Origin of the sequence: Pseudomonas mediterranea CFBP 5447 (genome assembly GCF_000774145.1) — a bacterium.
Classification (GTDB): Bacteria; Pseudomonadota; Gammaproteobacteria; order Pseudomonadales; family Pseudomonadaceae; genus Aquipseudomonas; species Aquipseudomonas mediterranea.
The window spans coordinates 862,007-878,708 of sequence record NZ_KN322987.1 but is presented as its reverse complement, the minus strand read 5'-3'; the positions used below and the strand labels follow the sequence as shown (position 1 = coordinate 878,708).

The window sequence follows — 16,702 nt, the reverse complement described above, 5'->3', positions numbered from 1 at the left end:
TCCAGAATGGCTCAACCAGGCCTGGCCGCCGATACGGCGGGTTATCCGGCAGGGAGCCGCCGATCAGCCTTGCGTCGCGTTGAGCCGACTTGCCGACCCTGAGGTCCTGCAACCGCTGCTGACCCGCTTCGCCCTGCGTTATCCGGGGGTGAACCGCGCCGCCGTGGTGTCGCAGTGGTCGATGAACTACATGAGCATCGTCCTGCCGGCGACCCTGGCCTGTGTGTTGACCCGTCACAGCGCCATCGATTTCTGGAGCGAAGAGGCGGTGCTGTTGCACGATGACGGTCAGCCCTCGGCGCTGGGGCTGGCGACCCGACTGCCGGCTTTGGGCCCGGATGAGCGCGCGACCTACTGGTCGCGGTTGGTCCACGAGCACCTGGCACCGCTGTTCGCGACCCTGGCCGCCGCCGGGGGGCTGGCGCCGAAGATACTGTGGGGCAACATGGTTGCCATCTGGGATGGTGCGTTCGCGCGAATGGACCCCGACCTGTCCCGGGACGGATTTGCCGAGGCGCACCAGTGGCTGGAACCGGTCACGGTGAATGACGGGCGCCTGAAGCTGCGGGGCCTGCAACGCATGGTCGAATCACCCGCGCCGCAGATCTGCCCGTGCTTGCCCTTGCGCCGGCATTGCTGCCTGCATTACCAACTGCACGAACCCGTCGAAGGCCAGCCGCCGGTGCTCTGCGAGTCCTGCCCCAAACTGCATCGCCTGCCCCTGGCGGAGCAGGTGAGCTACCTGCATTACATCTATGAAGAGGCGTGAGCCTCGTTAGGGATAATGCTGTTCACCTAAGAAGAACGATGAACCTGTGGCGAGGGGATTTAGCGAAACGTCGCACCGCCCCGCTGGGCTGCAAAGCAGCCCCAAAGCCCTGCTACTCGGTATATCAGGTGGATTGAGTCGCCTGTGTAGGGGCTGCTGCGCAGCCCAGCGGGGATAAATCCCCTCGCCACAGGTTCTTCGTCTGCCTTAAACCGACAGCATGGCCGGCATCTTCATGGCGGCGTGGGGCGCGATTTCGCTGAGCTGGCCATGCTCGATGCGAATCAACCGGTCCGCCAGACCGAAGTAGGCATCGTCATGGGAAATGACGATCAGCAGTTTGCCGCGCTCGCGCAGGTCCGGCAGGATCCGGGTGTAGAAAAAGTGCTTGAACACCGGGTCCTGGTCGGCCGCCCACTCGTCGAACAGGTAGCACGGGCGATCATCCAGGTAGGCACTGAGCAGCGCCAGGCGCTTGCGTTGCCCAGTGGACAGCGCCAGCGTCGTCAGCTTGCCTTCCTCGATGTGCACCTTGTGATCCAACTGCAGATGGACCAGGTAATCCTGGGCCTGTTTCACCAGGTGCGGATCGTCGCCATCGAACAGGTTCTCGAACAGGCAGAAGTCGGTGAAGATCGCCGAGAAGTGCTGGCGGTAATGGTGGTTGTCATTGCTTGAGGAGACTTGCTCATCGAGCATGATGTCGCCGCCTTCCGGCCGGTAGAGCCCCGTCAGCAACAAGGCCAGGGTGGTCTTGCCGCTGCCGTTGCCGCCGGTGATGAATACCACTTCGCCGGCATTCAACGTCAGGTCGATGGGGCCGAGGGTGAAATGGCCGTCTTCGCGTTCGCGGTAGTAGGTATGGCTGACCTGCCGGCACACCAGGCTGCGGACCTGGGTCGGAGAGAGGCTGTCGTCGGCCTCGTCGGCGGTCTGCATCTCGCTTTCCAGGGCTCGGATCTTGTTCAGTGCAACGCTGGCCCGGCCCAGGGTCGGCAAGGCGTGCATCAGCTCCGACAGCGGCGTGATCATGTACAGGATTGCCAGGATATAGCCGGTCACCAGGCTGGCGCTCAGGTCAATGAACTGCGGCGCGGCGAACAGCACCACGCCGATCAGCAGGTAGAACACCGCATTGCCCCAGTTCAGCACCAGGGCGTAGATGCTCATGCCCCGTACAAAGTCCCGGCGATACTGCTGGCTCACCGGTATCAGCAGGCGGGTGAAGAAGTGCTGGCGACGCGGGTGGTTGAGTTGCAGCTCCTTGCTGCCGTCGGTGAGCAGGCGGTACTGGTCGAACAACTGGTCCTTGAGCTCCCGTGCACGGGAGATCGAGGTCAAGGCCCGGCGCTGCGGCCAGTTGAAACTGAGGCTGCCCAGGACAATCAGTGACAGCGTCAGGCCCAGCAGCGGCAGGCTCAGCCAGCCCAGGTAGGCCAGGCACGCGGCGATGATCCCGGCGTTGACCAACAGGATCGGCACCAGCTCCACGGCCTGGCTGATGGTCTGGGTATCGTCGGTCAACATCGCCAGCAGGCGGTGCTTGCCCAGGCGTTGCAACTGCGCGTAAGGCGTGTCGATCAGCTTGGCGCTCAGGTGCAGGCGCATGTCGTGTACCGCCGCCTGGCCCAGGCGCAGCAGGCTGACGTCGGAGATCACCCGGGATATCGCCACCAGCACCACCAGCCCACCGAAGTACAGGCCGTCCAGCGGACGCAATTGGTCGAACACCGCCAGGCTGTGGTTGATGTTGGCGATCAGCCCGGCCGCCGCGAGGCCGCAGATCAGGCCCGTCAGGGTCGCCACCAGCAGTGCGCGCCATGAGCGTTTAGCCATGAGTAACAACAGATCCATTTCAAACCACTCCGTGCGTAGCCAATGTCTCGAGACACGCCGCCAATTGCTGGTGCAGGGCGCCTTGCTCGAGGATGGTGAGGTGCTGCGCCTGGATGACCTCGCGGGTCAGCGGCCCGCTGCTCAGGCGTTCCCAATGCGGGTCGACGAACTCGGCCTGGGCCAGGGTGTCGCTGGCCCACCAGACATGAACCGGGCAGCTTAGCTGCGCCGGCTTGAAGCTGGCTAGCAGGTGCTGTGTGTGCTGCTGATAGCGTAGTCGCGTTTGCAGGTGTTCCCAACTGTCGCCGTCGAGTTGCAGGCCTTGCTGGCGGGCCCACTGCACCAGTTCCGCCAGGCGTTTCGCTGGGGGCAGGGCGTCCAGTTGCTCGGTCAGCGCGGCGATGACCGGTGGCGGCAACTGACGCATCAGCGCCTGGCTGTCCAGGGTCAATGCCTGCGCAGCCGATTCCAGCAACGCCTCGACACTGTCTTCCGGCGCCTGATGCTGGTATTGCGAGTCGATGATGCCGAGGAAGGCCACTTGCTCGCCCAGGCTTTCCAGGCGCGCGGCCGCGGCAATCGCCAGCAGTCCACCGAGGGAGAAGCCCAGCAGGTGATAGGGGCCGTGGGGTTGCTGCTGGCGCAGGTGCTCAACGTAGAGTGCGGCAAGGCTCTCGACATCGCCATCCAGCGTGGTGCTGTCCTCGGCCAGGTAGGCCGCCTGCAGACCCCAGAGGTTCCAGGATTGCAGCGGGGCCAGCAGCGTGCGGTAGTCCTGCACATGGCCGGTGGACGGGTGGAAGCAGAACAGATTGGCGGCATTGGCATTGGGCGCCGACAGCCGGACCAGCGGCGAGAGCTTGAGCTCGGCCTGCACCAGCGCCGCAAAAGCCGAGACGCTGGGGGCGTTGAACACCGCATTGACCGTCACCGGCGCCGACAACGCGGTCTGCAGACGACTGGCAAGCGTCACCGCTGCCAGGGAATGGCCGCCCAGTTCGAAGAAGTCATCGTCGATGCCCACCCGCTCCAGGCCCAGCACTTGCGCCCAGACGTCGGCGAGCAAGGCTTCCAGCGGGGTGCGCGGCAGGGCGCTGCCGACCGTGTCGAGCACCTTGTCCGCCCATTGCTGCAACGTCTTGCGGTCGAGCTTGCCGTTACCCATCAGCGGCAGTGCCTCGACAATCCGCAAGGTCGGCAGCATGTAGTCCGGCAGGCAGTCCTGGGCCTGGCCATGCAGCCGGGCGACGTTGGTCGAATGCCCGGGCGCCAGGGTTATGAAGGCGAACAGTTGCTGGCCGAGTTCGCCCCGAGGGATGCACTCCACGGCGACTTGGGCCACACCGGGCAGGCCGGTCAGTTGCGCCTGGATCTCGTCGAGTTCCACGCGGAAACCGCGGATCTTTACCTGGCGATCCGCACGCCCGGTGATTTCCAGGCTGCCGTCATGAAGATAACGGGCCATGTCGCCGGTGCGATACAGGCGCTCGCCGGGCAGCTGGGCCAGTTCGATAAAGCGGTCAGCGCTCTGTTGCGCGTCCAGGTAGCCGCGCGCCAGTTGCGGGCCGCCGATATACAACTCGGCGCTTTGGCCAGGGGCGGCCAGAGCCTGCTGGTCGTCGAGCAGGTACAGGCGCATGCCGTCGAGACGGTCGCTGAGGGGCAGGCGACGATAATCCACCGCCGGCTCGACTGCGTGCATCACCACCCCGACCGTGGTTTCGGTGGGGCCGTAATGGTTGAAGATCATTAGCGTCGGTGCGTGCTGGCGAATGCTCTGCAACAGGCGTCGCGAGCAGGTTTCACCGCCGAGAATCAGTTGTTTGCGCGGCAGCACCGCAGCGCTTTGGGCATGGATCAGCCAGGCGTCGAGCAGCGACGGCACGATCTTCAGGTGATCGACCGGGTATTGCGCCTGCCAAGCAGCCCAGGCCTGGGCGTCCATGGCGGTTTCCTTGTCCAGCAGGTGTAATTCGCCGCCGCTGAGCAGCGCCGGGAACAGCAGGGTGTAGCCGAGGTCGGCCGCCAGCGAGGTGACTACCGCGCTGCGCTCGCCCGCTGCGAGTTTCAGGCGCCGGGAGACACTGGCGACGTAGCTGCCAAGCTGCCGGTGTTCGACGATGACGCCCTTGGGCGTGCCGGTGCTGCCTGAGGTGAACAGCACGTAGGCCGCGTCCTCGGGTTGGATGTCGAGGTCCGGTGCGCTGGTCGGCCCTTGCTGCCAGGCGGCTTCATCGCGCAGGTCGAGGCTGCCGACGGACGGCAGGGCGGGTGCGCTGCCGGCCGCGCCGCTAAGGACGAAGGTCGGTTGCGCCTGCTGCAGAATCGCCAGGGAACGCTGCGCGGGCTGTTGGGCATCCAGTGGGATGAATGCCGCACCGCTCTTGAGCACGCCCAGCATCGCCAGCACCATCTGCACCGAGCGATCCAGGTACAACGCCACGCGATCCTCGCGGCCGACACCCTGGGTCTTCAGGTAATGGGCCAGTTGATTGCTGCGTGCGTCCAGTTCGGCGTAGCTCAAGTGCCCGTTGTGGTCACGCAGGGCCAGGTGCGTGGGGAACTGCGCGGCACATTCGCTGAAGCGCACCGGCACGTTGGTGAACGGCGGCGCGTCGAGCGGTGCCTGCACGGCTGCCAGCGTCGCCGCGAAGCCCGGCGCCTGCAGCGACAGTTGCGACAGCGGTTTGTCCGGGTTGGCGAGGGCATCGAGCAGCAACGACTGCAATTGTTCCAGCAGCGTCGTGGCGGCTTGTTCGCTGTAGCGGCTCGGCGGATGAGACAGGTTCAGGCGATAGCCGCCGCCGAGGGTTTCGGCCACCAGCAGCAGCTCCATGCCCGACGGGATGGCTTGGACGTCCAGCACGGTAAGCGTCGATGCGCTGCTGCCCAGGAGGCCGAGCGGCCCAGGCAGGTTCGCACCCCACTGGAAGCCGTAATGGGCCGCCTCGATCGCTTGCGCAGTGCCGACGCCGCAATACTCCTGCCATTCGGTGGCGTGTTCGCAGAGTGCTTGCAGGTTCGCCAGCGCCTGGGCAAAGGAATGCTCGGGAGCCGGTTCCCAGCGCAAGGGCAGGGGCTTGGCGAACAGGCCCCAGCAGTCGGCGAGTTCTTCGTAGTCGTCGCGGCAGTCGTGGACCCAGTTCAGGGTCAACGCCGGGCTGTCGCCGCTGCTCAAACGCTGCAACAGCACGCCCCAGGCAGTCATCAGCACCTGCTCGGGGGAGGCCCCGCGACGCTGGCAAAAACTGTCCAGGGCCATGCCCAACTGTGGGCTGACGACCAGGCGCGTGACCACCGGTGCATCGGCGCGATCATTGCGTACCTGGCGGTAGAGCAATTCGCCGGTGGCCGAATCGTCCAGCGCCTGGGTTGCCCAGAAGCGCCGGCCATGTTCGGCATCTTCGTCGGTCTGCAGTTCGTACAACCAGGCGCTGTACTGAGTATAGGTCATGGCCTCTTCGTCGAACGCCGGTGCCTGCGCCGACGCCAGCGCCTGCACCAGGCGCAGTACGGTTCCGCGGTCCGCGCTGAGGGCGGGCAGTTGCAGCACGACCCGGTGCCGGTCGGCATCCACCGATTGCACATCGACGCCGATGCCATCGGCGGCGCTGGTGGTGGACTCAATGACTTGCAACGGCGTCAGCAATCCCGGCTCCGGCCGCACCCGCAGGCGCAGGGCCTCGTGGCAAGCGCTCAACGCGGCGAGCCGTTGTTGCAGGCGCTCCAGCGCCAACGCACCGCGAATCTCCAGCTCCAGCCGCACCGCCGGCAACCCGCCCAGCCACTGGCTGCGCTGCTGTGGCGAGAGGGCGAAGGCTTCTTCACGCTTTTCGTAAGCGGTCATGCCAGCACCTCCGCCACCGGCAACGCCTGTGCTTCAGGCAAATGCCCCGTCAGCTCTTCGCGGCGCATCATCTGGCCCATGGCGACGCAAATCTTGCGCTCGCCTTCAAAGGGGTCCCGGGCGTGGGCCACCAGCATGTTGTCGAGCATCACCATGTCACCCTTTTGCCAGGTAAACCGCACCGCGCAATCTTCGTACGCCGCACCGATCACCTCCATCACCGCATCTTCGATCACGCTGCCATCGCCGTAGTAGACGTTGCGCGGCAGGTGCTCCGGGCCGAACAGATTGATCAGGTTGCTGCGCACTTCAGGCTCCAGGCAGGCGGTGTGGTGCAGTTGCACCTGGTTGAAGAACGACAGCTCGCCGGTCTCGGGGTGCTCGACAATCGCCGGGCAGTGCTGGGCAATGCGCAGGTTATCGGCCCCCAGCCATTCCCAGCGCATGCCCGACGCCCGGCATTGGCGCTCGACTTCCTCGCGTTGTTCGGTCTTGAAGAAGTCCTGCCAGCGCACGTCGAGCTTGTCGGTGAAGTGGCGCACGTAGAGCAGGCCATGGGTTTTCAGGCGGGTGACGATGTCGTCCGGCAACCGCGCCAGTACCTGGCGGCAATCGACGATGGGCGTGCAGCCGCCCACAGGGGACGGTGTCTCGCAATAGAACCACTGCTTGCGCGGCCACTGCGGCAGGTGCGAGCTCTCGTTGTGGAAGAGAATCATGTGTTGTTCCGGGTACGGCGTGGAGTGGTAGATGTTCTTTCCGGAGGTGTTCTTCGGCAGGTCGCCGTAGGTCCCGTAGAGGTCCGGTTCGATGGCTTGGGCGAACTGTTCGAACGCGGCGGCGTCCGGCAAGTTGAAACCACGGAACAACAGGCCGCCGTGGGTGCGCAATTGCTCGTTGATCCATTCCCGGGCTTGCAGCGCCCAGTGCACCGGATCCAGGTCGCCGAGCAACGGCTCGATCACCAGGGGCAGGGGTTGCCCGGCGATGAGGCTGCGGCTGCGCACCTGTTCGTGGGCCAGCTGGCTGACGGCGGTGGCGCGGGTCTGCTTGAGCTTGCTCAGCTTGGAAAGCTTGCGGGAACTGCGGGCCGTGGCGTCGTCGGCGGGCGCGTCGGCCAGGACACTGCCCTGGCTTTCCACGAGGCGCCAGGACCACTGGTCCAGCGCCTGTCCGGAGACCGAGGCGATCTGCTCGACCAGGCTTGCGAAGCCTTGCTCGAAACGCTGGACGGTCGCTTCCTGCAACACGCTGGTGCGGTACACCCAGCGCACGTTCAGGCCTTGCTCTTCGTCTTCCTCGACAAATACCGCCAAGTCGAACTTGCTGCTCTCCTGGCGCGATACCAGGTGTTCCACCGCAAGGTCCGGCAGGTTGGCGTTGCCGCTCGGCGTGTTCTGCATGACGAACAGCACCTGGACCAACGGGTTCACCCCCGGCGTGCGTGGCGGTTGCAACTCTTCCACCAGCTTGTCGAACGGCACTTGCTGATGCTGGAAGGCCGACAGGCAATCTTCACGCAAGCGTTGCAGGCGAACGTCGAAGGTCTCGCCTTCGGTCAGGCGCGCGCGGATCGGCAGCACGTTGACGAAGAAACCGATCAGGTGTTCCAGGGCCGGGTGTTCGCGGTTGGCCAGGTCGGTGCCGACGATGAAATCGCTGGCCCCGGTGGCGCGCTGCATCAGGCTGTTGAAGGCATTGAGCAAGACCATGAACAGCGTCGCCCGGTGCTCTTGCGCATACGCCTTGAGCACCTGGGTCTGGGCTGGGGTGAAGCGTTGTTCCAGCGCCGCGCCCTGATAGTCCGGACGCGCCGGACGCGGGTAATCCAGCGGCAGCGGGATCAGCGTCGGTGCGCCGTCCAGTTGCCGACGCCAGTAGTCGATGGCCCGGGCCAGCAGACGCTGCTGTGCTTCGCTGCGTTGCCAGTGGGCATAGTCGGCGTACTGGATCGGCAAAAGCGGCAGCTCAGGTGTCGATCCGCCTTTGTAGGCTTGATAGCCGATAATCAACTCCTGGACGAGGACGCCCATGGACCAGGCGTCGGTGGCGATGTGATGCAGCACCAATTGCAGCACATGATCATCCGTGCCCAGGCGCAGCAGGTTGGCACGCAGCATCGGCGCCTGTTGCAAGTCGAACGGGGTGCCGGCCTGCTCGTCGATCAGGCGTTGCAGGGTGGCTGCCTGCGCCTCGCCGGCCAGTTGATCCAGCTCGGTCGGCGTCAGGTCGACCCGCGGTGCCGGGCTGATCACCTGGCAGGGCTGGTCGCCGTTGAGGTGGAAGGCGGTGCGCAACGACTCATGACGCTCCAGCACAGCCTGCAACGCTGCTTGCAACGCCGGGATGTCCAGCGCCCCGCGCAACCTCACCACGGTACTCATGTTATAGGCGGCGCTCGGGCCTTCGAAGCGATCGAGGAACCACAAGCGCTGCTGGGCGTAGGACAACGGCAGCGGCTGGTGACGTGGCGCCAGGGCGATTTCGTTGTCGCCCTCGGACGCGACCTGGGTGTCGCGCTGCCGGTCGACCGCTGCGGCCAGTTGCTCCAGGGTGCCGCGTTCGAACAGCGTGCGCAGCGGCAGGCTGACGTTCAGGCGCCGACGGATCCGCGACAACACTTGGGTAGCCAGCAGCGAGTGGCCGCCGATGGCGAAGAAGTCATCGTGCACGCCGACGCTGTCGAGGCCGAGGATCTCCTGCCAGAGTTCCGCCAGGACCTGCTCGGTGGCGGTGCGCGGTGCCACGCACCGCTCATCGGTGGTCTCGGTCTGAGGCACGCCTTTGGCGGCGAGGGCACGACGGTCGACCTTGCCGTTGGCGTTCAACGGCAATTGTTCAAGGGCCAGCCAGCGGGCCGGGACCATGTAGTTCGCCAGTTGCGAGCCCAGGTAAGCGCTCAGCAGCTGTTGCGCGGATTCGCCGCCCAGGTCGGCAGCGCTGTCGAGCACGTACCAGGCGACCAGTTGCAAGGCACCCCGGGCATCGGGCAGCGCCAGGACGGCGGCGCTGTCCACTGCCGGGTGCTGCATCAGGCGGTTTTCGATCTCGCCCAGTTCGATACGGTGACCACGGATCTTCACTTGCTGGTCGCGACGGCCGAGGTACTCGATCACGCCGTCGGCGCGCATCCGGCCGATGTCGCCGCTGCGGTACAAGCGTGCGTCCGCCTGGAACGGGTGCGGGACAAAGGCTTCCTGGGTGCGCTGCGGGTCACGCAGGTAACCGCGGCCCACACCGACGCCGCCGATGCACAACTCACCGGGAACGCCGAGGGGCACCATGCGCAGCTCCGAATCCAGCACGAACACCTGGTTGTTGGCGGTCGGCTTGCCGATGGGCATGTGCAGGCAATCGTCGGTCGGCGCCTCGGTGATGGGGTGGAAGGCGACGTCGTCCGAGCATTCCGCCGGGCCGTAGGCGTTCATCAAAGGGATGGCCGGGAAGCGCCCGAACCAGTCCCGGGCCAGGGCCGGCGGCAGTGCTTCGCCGGTGGGCAGCAACCAGCGCAGGCTTGCCAGGTCGTGATGTGCCTGACTCTCCTGGAGCATGCCACGGATCAGCGCCGGCACGGTTTCCAGCAGCGTCAGCCCGTGTTCCTGGACGGCGTCGAGCAGGGCCACCGGGTCGTGGGCCTGGGCATCGGGAAGGATATGCACGGTGGCGCCGAACAATGATGCGGCGAGGAACTGCCACACGCTGATGTCGAACGCCGCGGACGCCGTCTGGGCAATCCGGTCGTGCTCACCCAGCCCCAGGCTCGGCACCTTGCCGAACATGTTGTTGAGCATCCCTCGTTGTTCGACCATGACCCCTTTCGGCGTGCCGGTGGAGCCCGAGGTGAAGATCACGTAGGCCAGTTGGTCAGGGTTGTGCGAATACGTAACCGGTGCTTGTTCGCCGCCTTTCCAAAGCGCTTGGGCGATCAGGCAGGTGGGTTGCCGGCGCATCTGCGGCAGGACGTTGTCCAGCGTCGCTGTCGCCTGCTCGCAGACCAGCAGCAGCGGCGCTTCGCCGAGGTTCAGCAGTTCCGCCAGGCGGGCGGGCGGTTGCTGGATGTCCAGGGCCTGGAATGCGGCGCCGACCTTGAGCGTGGCGATCATCATCGTCAGCAGGGCCAGGCCACGCTCGGCAAACAGCGCCACCAGGGTTTCCGGACCGGCGCCGGACGCTTGCAGCCCGTGGGCGATGGCGTTGGCGCGGCGGTCCAGTTCGGCGTAGGTCAGCGATTGACCCTGGCAGACCGCGGCGAGGTGTTGCCCACGGCGCTGCACCTGATCGGCGAACAGCGCCGCATAGCCGCGTTCCAGCGGGAAGTCCATCGCGCTGCGGTTGCACTCGATCTGCAACTGCTGGCGTTCCGCTTCGGTGAGCATGTGCAGGCTGCCCAGCGGCGCCTGCGGCTGGTCGAGCATGCTCGACAGCAGTTGCACCAGATGGCCGAGCATGCGCTGCACGGTGTCGGTGCTGAAGCGCTGGCTGTCATAGGACAGGCGAATGCCCAGGCGGTCGCCGGGGTAGAGCACCACCGTCATCGGGAAGTTGGTGTGCACCCGGTCTTCGTAGATGTCGATGCTGAAGGCATCCAGTTGCACGCTGCTGATGTCCAGCGGGGCGTTTTCGAACACCACCAGGCTGTCGAACAACTGCTGGCCACGGGGCACCTCGCTGCAACGCTGGATGTCCACCAGCGATGCGCTTTCGTGCTCGCGCAATTGCGCGTTGTGCGACAGCAGTGCCTGCAGCCAGTCGGCGACCGGCGCTTCGGGGTCGACGTCGACCCGCAGCGGCAGGCTGTTGATGAACAGCCCGACCATTTCTTCCACGCCGGCCAGGTCGGTCGGGCGACCGGCCACGGTGACGCCGAACAGCACGTCGCGGTTTCCGCTGTAGCGCGACAGCAACAGCGCCCAGGCACCCTGGATCCAGGTGTTAGGGGTCAATTGGTATTGCTGGCACAACTGCTGCAACCGCTGGGTCTGGGCGATGCTCAGGGTCTGGTCGAAATCGCCGACCTGCTCCGGCGCCTGCTCGGGACGGGCTACAGGGCTGTCCACGTGCAGCGGCGTCGGCTCGCTGAAACCGGCCATTTCCGCCTGCCAGAAGGCGTGCGCGGCGGCCATGTCATGGCGCTCCAGCCAGCTCATGTAGCCGCGGAACGAACGCAGGCGCGGACGGGCCACGGGCTCCTGGCGGACGAGGGCCTGGTAGATCGCCAGCAGGTCTTCCATCAACAGGCCGAAGCACCAGGCGTCGGTGAGGATATGGTGGAAGCTGCGCACCACGGCGAAGCGGCGCTCATCGAGCTGGAACACCCGCAAATGGGTCAACGGCGCACAGGCCATGTCGAAGCCTTGCAGGCGTTGCGCTTCCAGGGCCTGGTCCATCGCCAGGCGCTGCTGTTCTTCATCGAGATGACGCAGGTCCTGCCAGTCGAAGGCCCGATGGGTTTGTCGATATACGCATTGCAGCGGCTCGTGGTCTTCCTGCCACCAGAACGCAGTGCGCATCATCGGGTGCCGTTGCAGGAACAACTGCCAGGCCGCTTCCATGGCCGGGCGCTGCAACACGCCGTCCCAGCTGTAGCGTTGCTGCATCAGGTAGATGCCGCTGTGGGGTTGCAGCAGGGTGTGCAAGAGCATGCCCTGTTGCATCGACGACAACGGGTAGACGTCTTCGATGTTCGGCCAGTCCAGGGGCTCGGCCGACAGGGTTGTCGCTTGCTTGTGGCACAGCGGGAAGGCCTGGCTGGCGGGGCGCAGGTCAGTGGCGGTGTGCAGCCCGGCGAGTTCGACCAAGCGTTGCATGAGCCGTGGCGCCCAGCTGGCGGCGAGGGCGCCCTGGCTACGCAGGTGCAGGCAATCGTCCTGCCACCAGGCATCGAGTGTCAGCGGGCAGGCAGACGCCGCCAGTGGGTTTGCCGCTTCGACCCCGCTGAGGATGCCGTGCTCCTCGCGGTGGCTGTCGAGGTTGCCCAGCCAGCGGATGGCGACCGCTGCCGCTGGCAGGTCGCGCAGGGGCTCTTGCAGGTAAGTGTTGTCCGACAGGTAACGCAGGGCGCCGTAGTCAACGCCGTGTTGCGGGTAGGCGCGCATTTGCGCAACCAGGGCCTGCACCCGTTGCAGCAGGCTGTCGCCTTCGGTCTGGAGGAAGTACGCCACGGCCAGATCCAGGGGACCGAGGATGCGAGCCGGTTCGAGGTCGGCCACGGCAATGGGCGCATCGACCGGCAAGCGTTCGGTGGCGGCTCGGGTGCCCTGTACGCTCAGCGCGATCAGGCCGTCGCCGCACAGCGCCCGGCCTTGTTCGACCACGGCAGCGGCCAGCAGGCTGTTCCAGTCCAGCTGCAGCACCTCCGCCACGCGTTTGAGTTCGCTGGAGGTGCTGGCGGGCAGGGCGTGTTCGACCACGCTGGTGGGTTGCTCGCTTCCCGGCAATTGCAGCGGCTCCGTGCCGGCGTATTGCAGCCAATGTTCCCAGGCATCGTCGAGGGCGTCGCTTTGTGCGTGGGCCTGCTGGTGTCGCGTCCACTGGCTGAAATCGCCGCCGGCATAGGACAAGCGGACCGGCCGGTGATACGTCAGTTGTGCCAGCGCCAGGTTGAGGTCGGCAAGCAGCAGCGACCAGGACGCTTCGTCCACGCACAGCGGGTGAGCGGCCAGCAACAGCGACGGCTTGCCGTCTACCTCCAACAGGCAGGCGTGCAGGGTCTGGCCGGCGTCCAGTTCAAGCGCGTCGACACCGGCCTGGGCCAGGGCTTGCAAGTGCAGCGGATCGCACGCGGACAGTTTCTCGTGGCCGATCACCGCTGCCTTGGCCGCGCCCAGGACCTTTTGCTGCCATTGCCCGTCGGGCAACGCTTTGAGTGCCAGGCGCAAGGCCTGGTGATGTTGTTGCAAGGCGCTGATCGCTTGGCCCAGCAGGGTGCTGTCGATGGCCTGGGACAGCGCCACGCAGCGCCAGGTGGCCTCGAGCGGGCCCTGTTGCAGCCGCGCCAATTGGCCGGCGCCCAGTGGCAACGCGTAGCCATCGGCAAGGTTTTCCGCCACTCCCTGGCCGGCATCGGCGCCCAGCACCCGGGCGATGTCGGCGATGGTGCGGTTTTCGAACAACTGCCGAGGCGTGAGCTTGAGCCCTTGCTGGTTGGCGCGGGCGATGATCTGCAAGTTGATGATCGAGTCGCCGCCCAGGGCGAAGAAGTTGTCGTGTACGCCAACCCGTTCCAGCTTGAGCACGTCCTGCCAGATCTCGGCCAGCAGGGTCTCGACTTCATTGCGCGGGGCGACGTGGCTGGCGCTGTCGTCGGTGGGTTTTTGCGGCGTCGGCAAACGCTGGACGTCGACTTTGCCATTGCGGGTAAGGGGCAGTTCATCCAGGGTGATGAAGTGCGCCGGCACCATGTAGTCCGGCACGCGGGCGCTGAGGTCGTTGCGCAGCTTGGCGGGGGAAATCGATTGGCTGGCGACCAGCCAGGCCACCAGGCGTGGGCTGCCGTCCAGTTCGACGACGCGCACCAGTGCCTGTTCGATCAGCGGTGACAGGCGCTTGATCTGCGCCTCGACTTCGCCCAGCTCCAGGCGGTTGCCACGGATCTTCACCTGGCTGTCGACGCGGCCAAGGAACGCGATCTGACCGTCGACTTGCCAGCGCACGCGGTCGCCGGTGCGGTACCAGCGTTGCTCGTTGGCATCGACGTGGAAGCGTTCGGCGGTGAGGTCGTCCCGGTGCAGGTAACCCCGGGCCAGCGCGCCGCTGATCAGCAGTTCGCCGGGCACGCCGATGGCCGCCAGGCGACCGTTGCCGCCGACGACCTGCAGTTGACGGTTCGGCAGCGGCCGGCCGAGCGCGATGCTGCGCAGGCCTGCCGGCAGTTCGGTCGCGATGGCGCCGACGGTCGCTTCACTCGGGCCATAGTGGTTGAACACCTTCAAGCCCGGTGCCAGGCGGTTCACTTGCTCCAGCAGCGCCGGGCTGAGGGCGTCGCCACCGAACACCAGCAGCGTGCGCGGCAGCAGGCGCGCATCGGGCAGTGCCTGCAACAGGCCGGCGAGGTGGCTTGGGGTGATTTTCAGTACATCCACCGGATGCTGGTCGAAGAGTTCGGCCAGGGCCAGTGGGCTGAAACCGCTGTCTTCATCCACCAGCAACAGGCTGGCGCCGCTGCACAGGGCACCGAACAGTTGGGTATGGCCGAGGTCGGCGGCGATGCTGGACAGCAAGCCGTAGCGGGCGGCCGCCGGCGGGTTGAGCACGGCCTGCACCGCCGTCAGGTAGTCGACGATGGACCGGTGCTCGACCACCACCCCCTTGGGCGTGCCGGTGGAGCCCGAGGTGTAGATCACATAGGCGGCATCGCTCGGGCTGTGGGCCACGACGGGTGGCGTGTCCGGCTGGGTGGCGATGGCCTGGGCCTGTTCGGTCAGCCACAGCGCCGGCGTGTGCTCGGCCAGGCCCTTGAGCAGCGGCGAAGGGCTGGCGCCGATCAGCAGCGCGGCGCGGCTGTCCACCAGCACGTCGACCAGGCGCCCGGCGGGCTGTTTGATGTCCAGCGGCAGATACGCTGCGCCGGCCTTGAGGGTGGCGAGCAGGGCCACGACGAAATCGGCGCTGCGTTCCAGGGCCAGGGCGACCACGCTGTCGTGGCCGATGCCCTGGGCGCGCAGGTATTGGCTGAGGCGGTTGGCCTGTTGATCGAGTTCACGGTAGGTCAGCGCCACTTGGCGATCGCGTACCGCCAGTTGCTCGGGATAGGCGGCCACTTGCTGTTCGAAACGCTGGTGCAGGCAGTCCTGGGGCACCGGCAATTGCGCGCCAAGACCCTGTACCAGCAGTTGCTGGCGTTCTTCCGCGCTCAGCCATTCGAGTTCGTTGACCCGGCACTGGGCTTGCGCGGTCATCGCCAACAGGATCGCGCGTAGCTGTGCGGACAGCACCGCGACCTCGGCGTCGCTGAAGCGGCTGCGGTCGTAGCTGATCAGGTAATGCAACTGTTTGTCCGGCATCACGATCAGCGACAGCGGGAAGTGGTTGCGGCCCTGGGTCAGGGTGATGCCGTCGGCCTGCTGTTCACTGGCCGGAGCGCTGAAGCTCAAGCCGCCGGTGTCCTGGTTCAGCGCATCGGTGACCGGGAAATTTTCGAATACAAGGATCGAATCGAACAGCGCCTGTTCGGCGGCAATCCGCGTCATCGACTTGAGTTTGCCCAAGGGCAGGTAGGCGTGGTGGCGCAGGTCGCTGTTGGCGTGCTGCAACTGCTGCAGCCAATCCACCAGTGCCGGGCTGTCGGCCCACTGTACCCGCAGCGGCAGGGTGTTGATGAACAGGCCGACGGTGCTGTCGACCGCCGCCAGGTTCTCCGGACGGCCGGCGACGGTAACGCCGTAGACCACGTCGTCACGCCCGGCGTGCTGGCCCAGCAGCAACGCCCAGGCGCCCTGGATCAGGGTGTTGATGGTCAGGTCGTGGCTGCGAGCGAACTGCGACAGTTGCTCGGTTTCGCTGGCATCCAGCCGGCTTTCCCGCTCGGCGAAAGGCGCCCCGGCAGGCGCGGCCTCGCGTACGGCGAAGTTGGGCAGCGGGGTTGGTTCGCTCAGGTCCTGCAACTGCTCGCGCCAGAAGCCTTCGGTGGCCGCCATGTCCTGCTCCGCCAGCCAGGCGATGTAGTCGCGGTAGGCGCGGGTCGGTGGCAGATGGGCGGGGCGGCCATGGGCTTGCTCGTAGTAGAGCGCCAGCCATTCCTGCACGGCGATGCCGACGCTCCAGCCGTCCATGAGGATGTGATGGAAGGTCCAGATCAGGTGCCAGCGCTCGGGGGCCAGGCGCACCAGGCAGACGCGCATCAGTGGCGATTCATTCAATTCCAGGGGTTGTGCCCGTTGCTCCAGGCCCAATTGTTCCAGCGCGGCTTGCGGGTCGGCGCGGTCCTGCCAGTCCAGTTCGGTCAGGGGCAGCTCGACGTCCTGCTGCACCACCTGATAGGCATCGTCCAGCTCTTCCCAGAGAAACGCGCTGCGCAGCACGGCGTGGCGCTGCATCAGCGCCTGCCAGGCGCCGCGAAAGGCGTTGAGTTGCAGCGGGCCGTTCATTTCCAGGCTCAATTGCTGGTAGTACACCCGCGAATCCGGTTCAAAGACACTGTGAAACAACAGGCCGTGCTGGGTCGGCGAAAGGGAGTAGATGTCTTCGATGTTGTTCATGCTTGCTTGGTCCATTTCAAAGGCTTGAAAACAGTGAGTGTCGGGTTGACGCCG

At 65.9% G+C, this 16,702-nt stretch carries 4 protein-coding genes; 1 reads left to right on the top strand and 3 read right to left on the bottom strand.

Annotated features, from left to right (window positions below):
* Positions 1–79: 79 nt before the first annotated feature.
* Positions 80–769 carry a siderophore-iron reductase FhuF gene (fhuF, locus tag N005_RS23695; RefSeq protein WP_081993335.1) on the top strand — a complete coding sequence of 230 codons (690 nt, stop codon included), beginning with the start codon at positions 80–82 and terminating at the stop codon, positions 767–769.
* A gap of 207 nt (positions 770–976) precedes the next feature.
* Here fhuF and N005_RS23690 read toward each other — a convergent pair whose 3' ends face one another.
* From N005_RS23690 to N005_RS23680, 3 genes are read right to left on the bottom strand one after another with little or no spacing between them, the layout of a single operon-like run.
* Positions 977–2,623: a cyclic peptide export ABC transporter gene (locus N005_RS23690; protein ID WP_047703408.1), complete on the bottom strand. Its 1,647-nt coding sequence runs from the start codon at positions 2,621–2,623 to the stop codon at positions 977–979.
* Between the two features lies 1 nt (position 2,624).
* Positions 2,625–6,452: a non-ribosomal peptide synthetase gene (locus tag N005_RS23685; RefSeq protein WP_047703407.1), complete on the bottom strand. Its 3,828-nt coding sequence runs from the start codon at positions 6,450–6,452 to the stop codon at positions 2,625–2,627.
* Complete coding sequence (locus N005_RS23680) at positions 6,449–16,648, bottom strand: non-ribosomal peptide synthetase (RefSeq protein ID WP_047703406.1); 10,200 nt, start codon at positions 16,646–16,648, stop codon at positions 6,449–6,451. The genes N005_RS23685 and N005_RS23680 overlap by 4 nt, the downstream gene beginning before the upstream one ends.
* Positions 16,649–16,702 lie beyond the last annotated feature (54 nt).

Coding starts and splice junctions, on each gene's coding strand:
- N005_RS23690 (WP_047703408.1), bottom strand. CDS start 2,623: ATGGATCTGTTGTTACTCATGGCTAAACGCTCATGGCGCGCACTGCTG.
- N005_RS23680 (WP_047703406.1), bottom strand. CDS start 16,648: ATGAACAACATCGAAGACATCTACTCCCTTTCGCCGACCCAGCACGGC.
- N005_RS23685 (WP_047703407.1), bottom strand. CDS start 6,452: ATGACCGCTTACGAAAAGCGTGAAGAAGCCTTCGCCCTCTCGCCACAG.